Source organism: Alistipes sp. ZOR0009, assembly GCF_000798815.1.
GTDB lineage: Bacteria > Bacteroidota > Bacteroidia > Bacteroidales > ZOR0009 > Acetobacteroides.
On the sequence record NZ_JTLD01000031.1, the window covers coordinates 106,505 to 120,697 of the forward strand.

13 protein-coding genes and 1 riboswitch are annotated in these 14,193 nt (G+C 47.2%); of the genes, 1 reads left to right on the forward strand and 12 read right to left on the reverse strand.

Annotated features, from left to right (window positions below; all coding sequences use genetic code 11):
* Nucleotides 1-170 precede the first annotated feature (170 nt).
* Nucleotides 171-860 carry a DUF6261 family protein gene (locus L990_RS09800; protein ID WP_047448243.1) on the reverse strand — a complete coding sequence of 230 codons (690 nt, stop codon included), beginning with the start codon at nucleotides 858-860 and terminating at the stop codon, nucleotides 171-173.
* 168 nt (nucleotides 861-1,028) lie between these two features.
* Nucleotides 1,029-2,756 carry a dipeptidase gene (locus L990_RS09805; protein WP_047448246.1) on the reverse strand — a complete coding sequence of 576 codons (1,728 nt, stop codon included), beginning with the start codon at nucleotides 2,754-2,756 and terminating at the stop codon, nucleotides 1,029-1,031.
* A 369-nt stretch (nucleotides 2,757-3,125) separates the two neighbouring features.
* On the opposite strand from L990_RS09805, the gene L990_RS09810 reads away from it, so the two are divergent.
* Nucleotides 3,126-3,986 (forward strand): C1 family peptidase, encoded by an 861-nt coding sequence (locus L990_RS09810; RefSeq protein ID WP_052180890.1) that lies wholly within the window; start codon nucleotides 3,126-3,128, stop codon nucleotides 3,984-3,986.
* Nucleotides 3,987-4,101: 115 nt separating this feature from the next.
* On the opposite strand, the gene cobC is transcribed toward L990_RS09810, so the two are convergent.
* The 10 genes from cobC to L990_RS09860 all read right to left on the reverse strand — a co-directional run bounded on the left by cobC (nucleotide 4,102) and on the right by L990_RS09860 (nucleotide 13,241).
* Entirely contained in the window at nucleotides 4,102-4,632 is a 531-nt protein-coding gene (gene cobC / locus L990_RS09815) for an alpha-ribazole phosphatase family protein (protein ID WP_047448249.1), read from the reverse strand.
* 14 nt (nucleotides 4,633-4,646) lie between these two features.
* Nucleotides 4,647-5,399 (reverse strand): adenosylcobinamide-GDP ribazoletransferase, encoded by a 753-nt coding sequence (locus L990_RS09820; protein ID WP_047448252.1) that lies wholly within the window; start codon nucleotides 5,397-5,399, stop codon nucleotides 4,647-4,649.
* Between the two features lie 71 nt (nucleotides 5,400-5,470).
* Entirely contained in the window at nucleotides 5,471-6,814 is a 1,344-nt protein-coding gene (locus L990_RS09825; RefSeq protein ID WP_052180891.1) for a cobyrinate a,c-diamide synthase, read from the reverse strand.
* 103 nt (nucleotides 6,815-6,917) lie between these two features.
* Nucleotides 6,918-7,958: a nicotinate-nucleotide--dimethylbenzimidazole phosphoribosyltransferase gene (cobT, locus tag L990_RS09830; protein ID WP_047448255.1), complete on the reverse strand. Its 1,041-nt coding sequence runs from the start codon at nucleotides 7,956-7,958 to the stop codon at nucleotides 6,918-6,920.
* Between the two features lie 44 nt (nucleotides 7,959-8,002).
* Nucleotides 8,003-8,563 carry a cob(I)yrinic acid a,c-diamide adenosyltransferase gene (locus tag L990_RS09835; protein ID WP_047448258.1) on the reverse strand — a complete coding sequence of 187 codons (561 nt, stop codon included), beginning with the start codon at nucleotides 8,561-8,563 and terminating at the stop codon, nucleotides 8,003-8,005.
* Between the two features lie 75 nt (nucleotides 8,564-8,638).
* Nucleotides 8,639-9,151 (reverse strand): bifunctional adenosylcobinamide kinase/adenosylcobinamide-phosphate guanylyltransferase, encoded by a 513-nt coding sequence (cobU, locus tag L990_RS09840; protein WP_047448261.1) that lies wholly within the window; start codon nucleotides 9,149-9,151, stop codon nucleotides 8,639-8,641.
* Nucleotides 9,136-9,711: an AAA family ATPase gene (locus tag L990_RS09845; RefSeq protein WP_052180892.1), complete on the reverse strand. Its 576-nt coding sequence runs from the start codon at nucleotides 9,709-9,711 to the stop codon at nucleotides 9,136-9,138. The genes cobU and L990_RS09845 overlap by 16 nt, the downstream gene beginning before the upstream one ends.
* Nucleotides 9,708-10,643, reverse strand: coding sequence for an adenosylcobinamide-phosphate synthase CbiB (gene cbiB / locus L990_RS09850; RefSeq protein WP_047448264.1), 936 nt, complete (start codon nucleotides 10,641-10,643; stop codon nucleotides 9,708-9,710). The genes L990_RS09845 and cbiB overlap by 4 nt, the downstream gene beginning before the upstream one ends.
* A complete protein-coding gene (locus L990_RS09855; protein ID WP_047448267.1) occupies nucleotides 10,625-11,650 on the reverse strand; it encodes an aminotransferase class I/II-fold pyridoxal phosphate-dependent enzyme in 1,026 nt (341 codons plus the stop codon). The genes cbiB and L990_RS09855 overlap by 19 nt, the downstream gene beginning before the upstream one ends.
* A gap of 97 nt (nucleotides 11,651-11,747) precedes the next feature.
* Nucleotides 11,748-13,241, reverse strand: coding sequence for a cobyric acid synthase (locus tag L990_RS09860; protein WP_047448270.1), 1,494 nt, complete (start codon nucleotides 13,239-13,241; stop codon nucleotides 11,748-11,750).
* A gap of 113 nt (nucleotides 13,242-13,354) precedes the next feature.
* Nucleotides 13,355-13,536: riboswitch (cobalamin riboswitch) on the reverse strand.
* Between the last annotated feature and the right edge of the window lie 657 nt (nucleotides 13,537-14,193).

A 14,193-nucleotide genomic window follows, 5' to 3' on the forward strand; every position in this document is an offset into this window, starting at 1 on the left:
ATGATCTATATGTAAAAACTTTAAGTTAAAACGTATAAATGGGTCTAACCAATATTCATCATCGATACTGTATAGACGCATTTTTAACCTAATTGTGTCGATAATTCGTAGTAAAAAAAGTTAAATTTTCAATATCTGCTTCAAGTTATATATTCTAGGTAAGTCCGTGGTTAAAGAATAGAAGGTGGTGTCTGATGAAAGTTTTCTATTTTGGCGATTCTTTTTGAAAGAAGGTTCCACGAAGGATCGCTATTACTTAGCTCCATGGCATAGATGTAGGCAAGAAAAAAAGCGAGCGTTTGTTCTAGGGCTTTTCTTGTTTCTGCTGCTTCCATTATCCCTTTTTGAAGGAATAGATCGTTTAAGGTGTTACTGCAAAAGGTATGATACTTTTTGTCTTCCTCTTCGATATTTTGGATAAGATGGGCTAGTTTTAATGTTTTGATGGACTCAATGCTATTCGGAGAGTCTAAAATCGATAGTATTTTGCTTCGATCAGCGGAGAGTGTGGTAAATGGATAGGTTTCTTCTAAAATAGCAGCTATCGTTCGTAAAAGGCTATTCGCTGCACTGCAGTTGGCTGCATCCTTTCCGTGTAGATGCATCAAAAGAGCATGCTCCAGTGCTTTTATTGCTCTTTTTCTTTGGGTATCTCTTCGCAAGATCTCTTCAAAAGTTTGGCTGCTTCCATTTTTTATTATCCACACAGAGTATTTTTGCAGTTTATCTTTTAGTGACACAAAAGGACTACAAAGAATAATGGACGAGAAGTTGGATTGATAGCAAAGATTAACTACCGATTTAGAGTAAGCTTCAAGTTCTTTTATTTTAAGTTGCGATATGTTTAATGGTTGAAGCATTTTTTAGGTTTTGAAAGAAGCGTCGCACTTATTTCAAATTTAAGATAGTTTGATGAATTATGCCAATTTATGGAGAGTTGTTTTTGATGTTTATTTTAGATTGCCATTAGAGTCAATGGCTTCTATGAAAAAAGGCCCCGTAGGGCCTTTCTTATAGAATAGTTAGGTCTATTTCAGTTCTTCAAATTTTTTCCCGGTTTGGTCGATAATTGTTTTTTTCCAGTAATCAGGAAGTTCTGGCTGGTTTGGAGATGCCGGAAATCCGTATGGATTACGTAGAAACAGCCCATCTTTTTCTTTTTTGATATTCCCATCAATATATTTTACCAGAAGCCAATTTGAGAAGTCATTCCAACGTTTTACGGTGTTGTTTCCTAAATCTACAGAGAAGTTGGTAATGTATTCGCGAGCAGCCGCTGGATCTGCTTTGTGTAGTTCTAAGGCCGCGGCATCTGTTGCTTTGACAAATAGCTCACTTTTATCTTCCATCTCTTTCTGCAGCTTTTGCACATCTTTAATGATAACGTCGTATCGTAGGTACGCAAAATTGGCAACGCGATTAAATGCCCAAAAGGCAGAAGTAGGAGAGTAGGTCAGCATATCGCCATTTCCTTCGGCCCACGATTCGGGAACTTTGGTCATTCCGCAGTAGAAGGGAACGTAAACGCACGATGCTGCATCATCAACTCCAAACCAGCTTATTCCACCAATTGTATTAGGCATCCATGAGCGCATTTGCGCGATAAAAGAGAACCCAGTTTGCTGAGTAGCAGTGGTACGCTCGTGGAAATATTCCTTCCCATCATACTTCCATGTCATGGGACGCCAGCGATAGGGTAGTGCGTGAGGTCCTGCCCCAATATCTTGGCTCATATCAAATTCGGTTCCTTCTAGGTGGTTGCGCTTAGATGTGATCAAATCGCGGGGAGATATTTTCCTGTTTGGTTTGACGTAGAGCGGCATTCTGTGCTTTAGGTTTTTGCCGGTAACATAGTCTAGGTATTCGCTCATGCCATCGCAGTAGCTATTAAACATTGCCCATACGCGAAATTCGCTGAAGCGCGCTTTCCCAAAGTCTATGGGCGCGTAGGTGTCCGAGAAACTGAATTCCTTGTCCTCGCCAGTGTACCACTTTTTTTCACGAGCGTAACTAATAACATCGTTGGCGTATACAACTTCGATGTTAGGTTCAAATATCTTGTTAATATTTTTAAAACTGATTGATTTTACGCCATCTTCCATAGGGAATGTCTGAATTCGAGCATGGTTGGCATGCGCACTTATATAGCCATCAGGGATGCGAATGGCAACCCATAACGCTCCTTTATTTTTATTGTACGACTTTTTACTTTTTTTGTCTATGGCAAGGGTAGTCCCCTTTCCTACCATTTCTAGGATCCAAACCTCGTTAGGATCTCCTATAGAGAATGACTCCCCTGCTCCGTAGTAGCCGTACTGGTCTACAAGTTCGGTCATAACCTTTATCGCTTCACGAGCCGTTTTTGAGCGTTGTAGCGCAAGGAACATGAGGCTACCATAGTCGATGGTGCCTGTTGTATCTTCAAGTTCGTGGCGTCCACCAAAGGTGCTTTCTCCAATAGCTACTTGGTGCTCATTCATCATTCCGACAACCGAGTAGGTGTGGGTAACCTGAGGAATTTGGCCAAGAGGTTTATTCGAACCCCTGTCATAAAGGGTTACCATTGTTCCTGCAGGGTAGTCTTTGGCTGGTCGGAAGTAGAGTTCTCCGTAGCGAACATGGGAATCAGCTGCGTACGATATCATTGCAGAGCCGTCCTTAGAAGCTCCTTTGGTTACGAGGTAGCTGGTGCAGGCCTCCGATAGCTGAGCTTGTAGCATCAGCAGGCCAACCAGCGATAGGGCTATCTTTTTCATTGTGTCTGATTAGAATTTTCGTTGATGCACAAATATAGGATAAAAGGGGATGGCGACAAGGTTATGTTTGATGGCTTTTGTGCGCGTAGGATGAGGCTTTTGACATTTTGAATGAATGTATTAGTATAAATTATTTATAAAGAAATAAAAATAGCACAATGTCTTAATGATTGCATTGTTCGACAAGGTTGTTGGATGTTTAAATTTTCTATATTTCTTGCGGGTTTTGTGTATTAAAACATGCGTTACATTGAAACAGTGTTAAGTTAATTAATTGTAATATGAATGTTAAAGGTGCTGCTTTTTGTAGATAAATGTTTTTAGCTTCGTTAAATTGTACTGTCTAATCATTTTTTAAAAGTTAAAAACATGAAAAAAACCAGACAGTTCTTGTTCGTAGCTGCTTCTTTATTGGTTGTAGCTGCCGTTATTTTTGTTTCTTGTAGTAAGGACAGCAACGATGTTGCAAATCCTAAAAATGAAGTTGCTCTTCAGGTAAATCATCAGTTGGGATGTAAACTTCTTCCTGAGAATGTCTATATGGGCATTCCTGTTACTGAAGATCTAACTTCTACCTTGAAAGTTTTACCAACTTCGGTAAATCTTACAACTCCTCCAGTAGGAAACCAAGGTGGCGAAGGTTCTTGTGTTGCTTGGGGAACTACCTATGCTGCTCGTAGTATTGCTTGGCAGGCTGCCAATCCTGCTGCTTGGAGCTACTCTGTTAACATTTTTAGCCCAGAGTATGTGTATAACCAAATTAAGGCAGGTGGATGCGCCGATGGTTCTTATGTTACCGACGGTTTGGATCTTCTAAGAAATCAAGGTGTGGTGCCTTGGAGCGTTATGCCTTACAGTGATGCTAATGGATGTAGCACAATGCCAACTACGGCTCAGCGCACTACGGCTGCTAACTATCGTATTGCAGGTTACAGCAGGGTAAGTCTTACTACTACTGCCATTAAGACTCAGCTTGCAGCTGGTAAGCCTGTAATAGTTGCTGGTCCTGTAAATAACGCATTTGTAAACCTAACTGGAACTACCGTTCTTGGCAGATTTACTGGCTCTTCTTTAGGTGGCCACTGCTATTGCGTTGTTGGTTATGATAATAGCCGTAATGCATTTAAGGTTCAAAACTCTTGGGGTACAACTTGGGGATCTTCAGGATTTGGTTACATCAACTATTCCTACATCACCAGCTGGTGGCAAGAAGCTTACGTATTCAACTAGTGCGTAGCCGATAAAAACAATGAGGCTGTCCATTTAAATGGGCAGCCTTTTTTATGTTGATAGTTAAAGTCTATTGTGCCGATTCCCTTTGTATAAAGGGTAACGTGCTCACATTTTAGAGGGTAAACACCACTCGCTGGCCGTAAGCAACTTTTTGGTTAAAGGCTTGGTTGGGCGCCACGCGCTCAAGTGTAACCCAAGTGGCGCGGATGAACCCAGCGTGGGTAAATATGAGGAGCTTCTGATCCTTATGCTTTAGCAGATCGTCGATGAAGAGGGCGGCGCGAATGCAGAGGTCTCGAAACGACTCGCCACCCGTAGTCCTCTCTTCTATCCAATTCCCAAACCATGAACTGAGACGTGGATCGAGGTTGTCGTCCCAGTGAATGCCTTCCCATTTACCGAAGTTCATTTCCATCAGGCGGTCGTCTAAAATCGGATCGGTGTAGCCGCAGTAAGCCGATAGGCACGTACAACGCGAAAGGGGGCTGCTGTAAACGCCGTCGTAGCGGGTGTCCTTAATCTGGCTCATAACCTCCAAAGCTTCTTGCTCGAAAGTTGGCGATAGCGGAACGTCGGTTTGCCCGTAGCAGATACCAGGGGCAACATCTACCGAGGTGTGTCGTACAAGGTGTAGCTCTAGCATGGTTGCGTTTTTTGTTAGTAAATCGCAAGGATTGCAATATACCAAACAATTTCGGAAAGTGTGATAAGCATGCCGCAGCAATCGCCCGTGTAGCCGCCAATTTTTTGTTTGATGTAGATGGCCGTAATGGGCAGTGGGATAGATGCAATGGCCAACGCAATAAGGCTTGCCGCTCCAAAAAAGTAGCAAATGGTTCCTACAGCAATGAAAGTTGCGACGGTGGCTTGAAGTGGGGTTAGCGGAGTTAGTCCAACTTGAATCTTGCTAGCCTCAATGGTGCGAGCATAGGGGAGCAGCGAGGGCAAAAATACGCCGATGTAGCGTCCAACTACAGCTCCCGTGATGAGCAGGGCTGGTATTTTATTTTCGTCGATGTCGGTAAGTACGCCAACGCGCACGGCAAAGAGCAAGATAAGGCTGATGACGCCGTAGGTACCAATTTGAGAATCTTTCATGATGGCAAGGATTCGTTCGCGGGTGTAGCCGCCGCCAAATCCATCTACAAAATCGGCAAAACCATCTTCGTGTAGCGCACCCGTAAAGATTACGGTTGCCGTAATGGTAAGCAGAATGCATACTTCGAATGGGAGAACCATCGATAGAAGCCACCAACAACCTGCAGCAAATAGGCCAACAATCCATCCTGCGATGGTGGCAAATGGAAGAACCCTAGAGAAACTCTCCTTTGGTGGAATTACCAGCCGATGTAGGGGGAGCCTTGTGAAAAAGCTAATTCCGGCTGCTAGGTTAAGCAAAAATGTTTTCATCCCAATAAATTTATGTTGAAGGTTGGATACAACCCGCTCAATTAGATTTTATTTACGGCTGCATGAATTTATTAGCCGTTACTTTCAACTTGTTGGCTATTCGCATTGATAATTGCATCTAAAATACTGATAATTGACATGCTCGAATCGCCCCAATATAGGTGGAAATAGGAGGCTACCGTGTTTTTATGCACGTAGATTCCTGTTTCTGTAGATCTGTTGGTGGCACTTTTAATCTCTGCGGCCGATTGAGGTAGCATTCCTTCGGAGCGGCTATAGTGAAACTCGTGGCCCTTAATAGTATGCTTGCCAACCTGTGCTTGTCTGTAACCCAACTTGCATCGGGCATTGGCAAAGGTAGTTCCAAATTGGAAAATGTTAGCCATTGGGTAGGTTGTTTCATCTTTTAGTGTAAGATGGGAGCCAAGGTATATCATTCCACCGCACTCAGCAAGTATCCGACCATCGCTGTTGGAGTAGGCTCTAATGGCATCTATCATGGCAGTGTTGGCCGAAAGCTGCTCTGCATGCAATTCGGGGTATCCACCTGGTAGATATACGAAGTCGACCTTTGGCAGCACCTTATCCACCAAGGGAGAGAAGTAGGTGATGTCTGCTACCTGTTGTAATGCCTCAATATTGGCGGGGTAGATAAAGTTAAAGGCGGCATCTTTGGCCACAGCGGCTTGTAGTCTATGGCTTTTATTTTGTAAGATTGATGGTTCAATTGCAGGTTTGGGCATGCTGGAGAGTTCTAGCAACCTGTCGATATTTACGTTTTGCAGAATCAGCTCGGCTGCATTTTCGCAAATGGCATCGATCTCGTCGTAGTTGTCGGTTTGTAGCCCTAAATGGCGCGACTCTACGCGAAGGCTGGAGTTGGCAGCAATCCATCCTAATGGTTCCACTCCGATTTCTTCGGCTGCGGCCTTGAGCAGCGAGTAGTGGCTGGCGCTTCCCACAAAGTTGAAAACTACGCCAGCAAGGTTAACCCCCTGTTGATAGGTGGCAAAGCCCTTGAGCAGAGCTGCGGCAGAATGTGCCATTGCCTTAGCGTTCATTACCAGTATTACGGGGATCGAGAGGGTTTGCGCTACCTCAGCACTGCTACCCTGAGTAAGGTGATAGCCATCGAACATTCCCATTACCCCTTCCACAATTGCTGCATCGGCGGTGCAGACCTCCTTGGCGTAACGGCGCTTTATCCCTTGGCTATCCATCATAAATAGATCGAGGTTGTAGCTTTCGTTGTGGGCTGCAATCTTATGTAGCTGCGTGTCCAGATAGTCGGGACCGCATTTAAAAGGCTGCACCTTTAGCCCTCGGTTGCTTAGCAGGCGAAGAAGAGCTAGCGTAAAAAGGGTTTTTCCAGATCCGCTGTGAGGTGCGGCTATTAAGAACTGGGGAATGTTCATGAAGGATTGATGTTGGATTGTCGTTAAACCAGCGTTAATCGAGTATCGAAATCAAAGAAGCGGTGCCGTTGCTTAAGCGAAAGCCCCGCTTTCTTTGGAGCCGTTAGCTGAAGCTGCGAGTTACCTTTGCAGCACTAAAAGAGCTCATGTTGTTTATCATGCAAACAGCCGATTCGATGATAGGATAGGCTACCAGTGCACCAGTTCCTTCGCCAAGACGCATCTCTAGCTGAAGTAGTGGTTTCCCACCAAGAATATCTAGCATCTGCGAGTGAGCACCTTCGTTGCTTTTATGGGAGAAGAGGCAGTAGTCGAGCACTTCGGGATGTAGCGCTGCGGCTGATAGCAGGGCTGCGGTGATGTTGAATCCATCCACTACGATAACCATTCCCAGTTCGGCTGCACGTAGCATTCCTCCAGTGATCATAGCCATCTCGTAGCCACTAAAGTAGGCTATTAGGTCGAAGGCTGATCCATCTCCCTTGTAGTTTGTCTTGGCGCGGCTAAGCACATCAAGCTTGTGGCGTACTCCTTCGGAATTTAGTCCGCTGCCTGCACCAACTGTTTTTTCGAGAGGTTCGTTGTGTAGCATTGTCATAAGCATCGACGAGCAGGAGGTGTTGCCAATTCCCATCTCTCCAAAGCTGACAATGTTACAACCTTCGGCGTGTATTTCGTCTACCACCTCGGCGCCACGCTCTAGGGCAAGATGTAGCTCCTCGTGCGTCATGGCCGATTCGTGAAGGAAGTTGCGGGTTCCGCGGGCAATCTTCTTATGGATAAGTTCTGGTATTTTTTCAAAGTCGTGATCTACTCCGGCATCGATAACCTTTAGTCCAATGCCATGCTGGCGGGCAAATACGCTTACGCCTGCGCCACCTTCGATAAAGTTGTATACCATCTGCTTGGTAACCTCTTTTACGGTTGCGCTAACGCCTTCGTCGGCAATTCCGTGGTCGCCTGCAAATACAAGGTTGTATGGCTTAGAGAGTGTTGGGGTTAATGTTTCCTGTATGATGCCAACTTTAAGAGCCGTTTCCTCTAGCAGGCCAAGCGAACCCTTTGGTTTGGTTAAGTCATCTATTTTTGCCTGAATCTCGGCGGCTATGGTTTTGTCTGTGCGTTTAATTGAAAAGGTTTTCATCCTAATGGGATTGTTTTTATCGTTAGATTTCTGGTTTATTTCTGCTACTTCTTCATTCGAAACGGCTTTACCCTTTCTTCTGGAAGATTTGCCAGGTGAACGTCGTATTTGGCGAGGGTGAAAAAGAGGTCGGAGAGACGGTTGATGAGCTGCGGAATCCAAGGTTCCAGCGCCTCATCCTGCACCAGCGGACTAAGATGCCTTTCTGCTCTACGTATTATCGTGCGGATGACGTGGCATAGCGCGCTAACCTCCGTTTGTCCGGGTAGTATAAAGTGGCGGCTTTCTCCCATCTCTGCTGTCATTTCTGTAATCCAAGCCTCGCAGGTTGCAGCGCCATCCTCCACCTTTGGCGAGTTGGACTCCTTTAGCGATTCGGGAGGAGTGGCAATGTGCGACATGGTGTGCATTAGCCCCATTTGTATGTGGTAAAGGCGCTCCTGCCAAGGATGGTCGAGCGCAATCTTGCAGCGAAGAAGGCCAATAAAGGAGTTTGCCTCGTCGATGGCTCCGTTGGCCTCTATACGAACGTGATTTTTGGGTACTCGGATGCCACCAGCAAGCGAGGTGCGCCCCCGATCACCTCCACGGGTGAATATTGCCATTGTACAATTATTAGAGGGTTAAGAAGCGCGAAGGTTATTGCCTTACGGGCAAATACTTCGCATCCTTTTATTCTGTTACTTTACTTTTAGTGCGATGCCCGAAACCATTAGCACCACCTCATTGGCTTTAGATGCAATATGCTGGTTAAGCCATCCCTGCATGTCGGTAAACTTGCGCTGTACTTCGTTCTCTGCATGGCCACCCATACCAATTTCGTTGGTGATAAAGATGAAGGTTGCGCTTTGTTGGGTAAGCTGCTCGAACTCCTTTTTTAGCTCCTCCAACGATTGGTCTATGTTGGAGTTGTTATCGAAAAAAAAGTTGGTTGCCCAAAGTGTAACACAGTCAATAACCACCACGCGGTTGGCTAAGGAGAGCGAGCCTAGGTGCTTTTCCTCTTCAATGTTGGTCCACATGGGGCCCCTATCGCTTTGATGGCGGAGTACGCGTTGGCGAAAATCCTCGTCCCAGATCCGCGAAGTTGCTACGTATACCGGGTTAGGAGAGAGCGAAAGCGCCAGCTCTTGAGCGTATCGGCTCTTACCCGATCGTTGGCCACCGGTAACCAGTATTATTTTGTTGTCCATACCTTTGATTTTGGGGTGTGCTGCTTAAAATAGAAGTCGATAACGGTATTCATCACAAAGAACTTTCGCTCCTCTACCGATGTTTTGGGAATCATGGCTATTTGGTAGCCTAACTCCACGTAGGTTGCCAGCAGCAGGTTGTGGAGTTGCTGGCATTGCTCGAAGGTTTGCGGCCTTTCGGCATCGTTTACAAAAATATCCTCCCAAGGAGGCGCTACAAAAACCAGCTTGGCGTAGCTGCGTCCTGTCTTGTACAGCTCTTTGCTGGGCGTAATGCCACCAAATTGCAGGTAGGCAATAATATCGGGGATCGCCCTGTCAAAAAAGCAGAGTTCGGCATCGTGCGCCAGCTGCAGCTGCTCCTGCATTCGTAGGTAGCATTCGTTAGCAAAGGCCTGCAGGTTTTGCCAGGGGAGTAGGTCGGAGCCTACTTGATGAGACTTGGCAATTATCTCGCGCGATACCTCGTTGAAGCAGGGAAACCCCTCCTTCCGAAGCGACTCTATAAGCGTAGACTTGCCTGTGCCTGGGCCTCCGGTGATTACAAATAGTCCGTTCATCTAATGGTGATGTATATTAGGCAGATGAGGAGTACCACTGCAAGGGTAACCCTGTGGTTTACCGCTACAGCCTGCCTCATATCTTGGGTGGTTAGCTCTTTTGGGATATCGCCAATGGTTGGTTTGTGGTGGAATACGCCTCCATAGAAGCTCCCTCCTCCAAACTGGCAGTTGAGGATACCCGCCAATGCCGCTTCGGGATATCCCGAGTTTGGACTTGTATGCTTCGATCCGTACTTGACAATAAACTTAAAGCTGCGCTGGCTCCACCACACGGTGGCCATCAGCAGCGCGGTTATGCGTGCAGGAATAAAGTTGGCGATATCATCCAACCTTGCTGCCGCTCTTCCAAACAGAAGGAAACGCTCATTCTTATAACCCCACATCGAGTCGAGCGTGTTTACCATCTTATAGGTCATTATTCCGGGGATGCCGAGCACGGCAAAGTAGAACAGAGGCGCAACCACGCCGTCGCTCAAATTTTCGGAGAGCGTCTCCAGCGCTGCTCGGCGTATTTGTTCGGGATCGAGATTGCTCGTGTCGCGTCCTACAATGCGCCCAACAGCCTTACGTCCCTGCTCCACGCCTTTGTCTAGCTCGGTAAAAACGTTGCGTACTTCGGTAATCAGCGTTTTGTTGGCCAATCCAAAAAAAACGAATAGCGCAACGGTGGCAATCTGTAGCGTGTCGGGGATATGATCTACCACCTCCATAATGCTTCGGAAAAGAAGAAAGATGCCACCAACCAGAATGGCTACCGCCAACGCTCCTTTGGCAATCAGATATTTTCCCTTGCGAAACGTCTTTTCGAAGTAGGATATCAGCTTCCCGTAGTAAACAATAGGGTGGGGCAGCCACATCGGATCGCCCAACGCTAAATCGAGAAGATAGCCCGCAATTAGGCCTGCTGCTGCTATTTGGTAGTTGTCCATTGTTGTATTGCTTTAACCAGCTTTGCATTGGCCGCCTCGTGCTGAGGTGCAATGCGAACGTAGGTGCTGTCTAAGCCGCGAAAGTTGGCGGCATCTCGGATCAGCAGCCCGTGTTTACTTACTAAGTACGCTTTTAGGTCCGACGAGGTGCCTCTGTGCAGCTTCATCAGGAAGTATGGGGTTTGTGAGGCAAGCGCCTCCATCTCTTCGATGGGCGCAAGCATCGAGCAGAGCTGCTGCTTTAGCCCCATCCATCTATCCAGCGGTAGCTCGTAGCGGCTACGGTTCGATATAAAATGCTTGGCAACCTCTATGGCCAGCGTATTTACCGACCAAGGAATCTTTACCCGAAGCATTTGCTCTATATTCTGCGATGCCGATAGGCAGTATCCAACTCTAATACCCGGAATGGCAAAGCATTTGGTTAGGCTGCATATCACAATAAGGTTGTTGTGGGTAAGCACATCGGTGTGGCGCAGCAGCTCGTACGACGAAAAGCTGCCATACGACTGGTCGATTACAAATAGCACCTGTGGATGCTGCTCTACCATCGATAGTATCTGCTGCCTATGGCGTATGCTACCCGTCGGATTGTTGGGGTTACACAGCCAAGCCATCTCAACCTCTGGCGCAATGGCGCCATCAAACTCGCCTTCGGTGCAAAACGAAAGCTTATGCTGATGCAGCTTGCATGCATCCTCGTACTCGCTAAAGGTGGGGGTAACCACCAGCGAGCGTTTTCCGCTCCACGCCTGCGCTGCAAGGTAAATAGCCTCTATGGCGCCGTTGCTTACCAGCACATTATCTACGCGTACGCCATACTCCTGCGCCAACAGCCGTCTTAGGCTGGCTGCATCAGGCTCCGGATAGCTGGTAACGCTGCGCATCGCCGCCGCAACAAGCGGAGCTATATCTTTTGTATAGTCTTCGAACCAAACATTCGAGCTGAAGTTTCCCTCAATCTCTCGGCCATGTGCTGCTATGTCGTCTCCGTGCCCAAAAAGCATTGCTATTTATTTTAATTTAGATGTGCGTACAGAGATTTGAGTATTGCGATATTTTTCATATCTCATATCTCATATCTCATATCTCATATCTCATATCTCATATCTCATATCTCACATCTAATATCTCATACACCTTCTCCATGCTCACATGCTGGCGGATATGGGCCGCGAGCTTATTGTACTGCTCCTCCTTAAACTCGTTGTAGTCGAAGGTGCGCGTTTCCAGCTGCGATAGGTAGGGCGTTAGCAGATGGTCTATCACCACCGCATTGTCGAGTATACCATGAATGTAGGTTCCAAAGCAGCGATTATCTACCTGTACGCCATCGGTGCTGCCATCGGCAAGGATGTTTAGCGTCGAGGCGTTGCTGGCGGTAATCTCCGTTTCGCCCATATGTATCTCGTACCCCTTGCATTCGGCCTTACCACCTCCAAAGGTAAAGGTAACCTGCTTGGTAACCTTTTCGCCCTGCATGGTAGTGCGTACCGGTAGCAGCCCTAGGCCAGGTAGCGCATCAATCTTGCCCTCTACATGGTGCGGATCGCAAACCTCCATACCCAGCATCTGGTAGCCCCCGCAGATACCAACAACCGTTTTCCCATCGCGGTACGCCCTGATGATGGCAGATGCCACACCGTTCTTACGCAGCTCGTACAGGTCTGCCAGCGTCGATTTTGTTCCGGGGATGATGATGATATCCGCCTTGGCGATTTCTTCTACGTTGTTGGAGTAGAACAGGTGTACCCGCTCATCGCGCTCCAGCACGTCGAAATCGGTAAAGTTGGACATGTGCCGAAGCAGCACCACCACCACGTTTACCTTTCCGTCTATGGCCGAACGGCTTTTCAGATCCAGCATCACCGAATCCTCGGCCTCAATATGGATATCCTTAAAGTAGGGAATAACGCCCAGAACGGGAACCCTACAAAGCTCCTCAATAATCTTTACCCCATCGGTAAAGAGGGAGATATCTCCCCTAAACTTGTTGATGATAATACCCTTTACCAGCTTGCGCTCCTCCTCGCTAAGCAGCATCATGGTGCCGTACACCGAGGCAATAACCCCGCCACGATCAATATCGGCCACCAGAATAACCGCCGCCTTGGCGTACTGCGCCATCGGCATGTTTACCAAGTCGCGCGAGCGCAGGTTCACCTCGGCAATGCTGCCGGCTCCCTCTATCACAATCGGGTTAAACTCCGCTCGGAGCCTGTCGAATGCCGCATGCACCTCCTTACGAAGCCTGTCGCGGTCGGTACCGTTAAAGTAGTCGGCTGCGCTTTTGTTGCCCGCCACCTTACCGTTAAGCACCACCTGGCAAACCCTATCGGAGGTAGGCTTAAGCAGAATTGGATTCATGTCGGTGCTGCAGGGGATGCCTGCCGCCTCGGCCTGAACCGCCTGCGCGCGGCCAATCTCCAATCCATCGGGTGTTGCGTACGAGTTTAGCGCCATGTTTTGCGCCTTAAAAGGGGCCGGACGGTAGCCATCCTGCAAAAATATACGGCAAAAGGCTGCCGCTACCACGCTCTTACCAACATCGCTACCGGTGCCAGCAAACATTATCGGACAAAGGGTATGCTTACTCATTCTCTTTCGAATCACGTTGTCGTGTTACCGCTCGCGATATAGTGGGGTAGGATTAATCCAGAGCTTAAAGAGAATCTTAAGAATCTGTATCGACCCGCTCTATTCCCGGAGCGTTACTGCTAACAGATACTGGCAGGTCTTCTGGCTCGCTCCCGTTTTGAAACCTTCCCAACCATACGGCCAGTGGTTACACTTCAAAACGCCTTGTGGAACTTACAGCTGCGGGTACAGCTCCGAAATTGCATCGGATTCCCTTTTATCCTGCTAGGCAGGAACCAATTATCGGGCACAAATCTAGCAATAATATTTACAAGGACGAATGTTTTACAGCTGGTTAAAAACCCGTGGCGCAACCACACATCCAACGGCGAAAATCGATGTTTGAGCAACGCTCGGTAGGCAGCTCATTACAAAAAGAGTAAGCTATAATCGTTCTGCTATCTTGCCTCCAAACTTTAAGCACCCATAAGCCAACGGTGCGAGCTAATTTCCGCCCTGTTTTTTGTGCTATTTTTTTGCGCCAAAAAAGTAGCAGGAAGAAAATAGTAGCATACAGATATTCCTACCAACAGCTGCGCTTTGCTTTTTTGCTACTTTTGGATGGCGGGCTACCGACCACTACTTAGCAAAGTCGTAGTCTTAGACTTCGACCTAGCCTCGTGTGCTGATGTAGACTATGGCGAGCGGAAAGGAAACATTGGTGTATAAAAGGCTGCTAACCTAAATATTATTCCTTATTCATCATTTCTTTTCAAGGATGAAAAGAAACAAAGCAAAGAAAAATCCTGTCGAGGCTTAACTCGCAGGCTGCGGCGTAGAGCCAATTCTACCAAAAAAACTTAGCACGCGCACCAATGGGATTCATATTGCGTTAGGTTGTGGTTGCTCCGCCCGCTTCAAACAAAACCCTCGACGGGGATGGTGTGGCTTCGCCACCTTCTTTACGGATAGG

Bases quoted from the DNA above. Each gene is read 5' to 3' on its own strand.
- L990_RS09800 (WP_047448243.1), bottom strand. From the start codon at position 860: ATGCTTCAACCATTAAACATATCGCAACTTAAAATAAAAGAACTTGAA.
- L990_RS09805 (WP_047448246.1), bottom strand. From the start codon at position 2,756: ATGAAAAAGATAGCCCTATCGCTGGTTGGCCTGCTGATGCTACAAGCT.
- L990_RS09810 (WP_052180890.1), top strand. From the start codon at position 3,126: ATGAAAAAAACCAGACAGTTCTTGTTCGTAGCTGCTTCTTTATTGGTT.
- cobC (WP_047448249.1), bottom strand. From the start codon at position 4,632: ATGCTAGAGCTACACCTTGTACGACACACCTCGGTAGATGTTGCCCCT.
- L990_RS09820 (WP_047448252.1), bottom strand. From the start codon at position 5,399: ATGAAAACATTTTTGCTTAACCTAGCAGCCGGAATTAGCTTTTTCACA.
- L990_RS09825 (WP_052180891.1), bottom strand. From the start codon at position 6,814: ATGAACATTCCCCAGTTCTTAATAGCCGCACCTCACAGCGGATCTGGA.
- cobT (WP_047448255.1), bottom strand. From the start codon at position 7,958: ATGAAAACCTTTTCAATTAAACGCACAGACAAAACCATAGCCGCCGAG.
- L990_RS09835 (WP_047448258.1), bottom strand. From the start codon at position 8,563: ATGGCAATATTCACCCGTGGAGGTGATCGGGGGCGCACCTCGCTTGCT.
- cobU (WP_047448261.1), bottom strand. From the start codon at position 9,151: ATGGACAACAAAATAATACTGGTTACCGGTGGCCAACGATCGGGTAAG.
- L990_RS09845 (WP_052180892.1), bottom strand. From the start codon at position 9,711: ATGAACGGACTATTTGTAATCACCGGAGGCCCAGGCACAGGCAAGTCT.
- cbiB (WP_047448264.1), bottom strand. From the start codon at position 10,643: ATGGACAACTACCAAATAGCAGCAGCAGGCCTAATTGCGGGCTATCTT.
- L990_RS09855 (WP_047448267.1), bottom strand. From the start codon at position 11,650: ATGCTTTTTGGGCACGGAGACGACATAGCAGCACATGGCCGAGAGATT.
- L990_RS09860 (WP_047448270.1), bottom strand. From the start codon at position 13,241: ATGAGTAAGCATACCCTTTGTCCGATAATGTTTGCTGGCACCGGTAGC.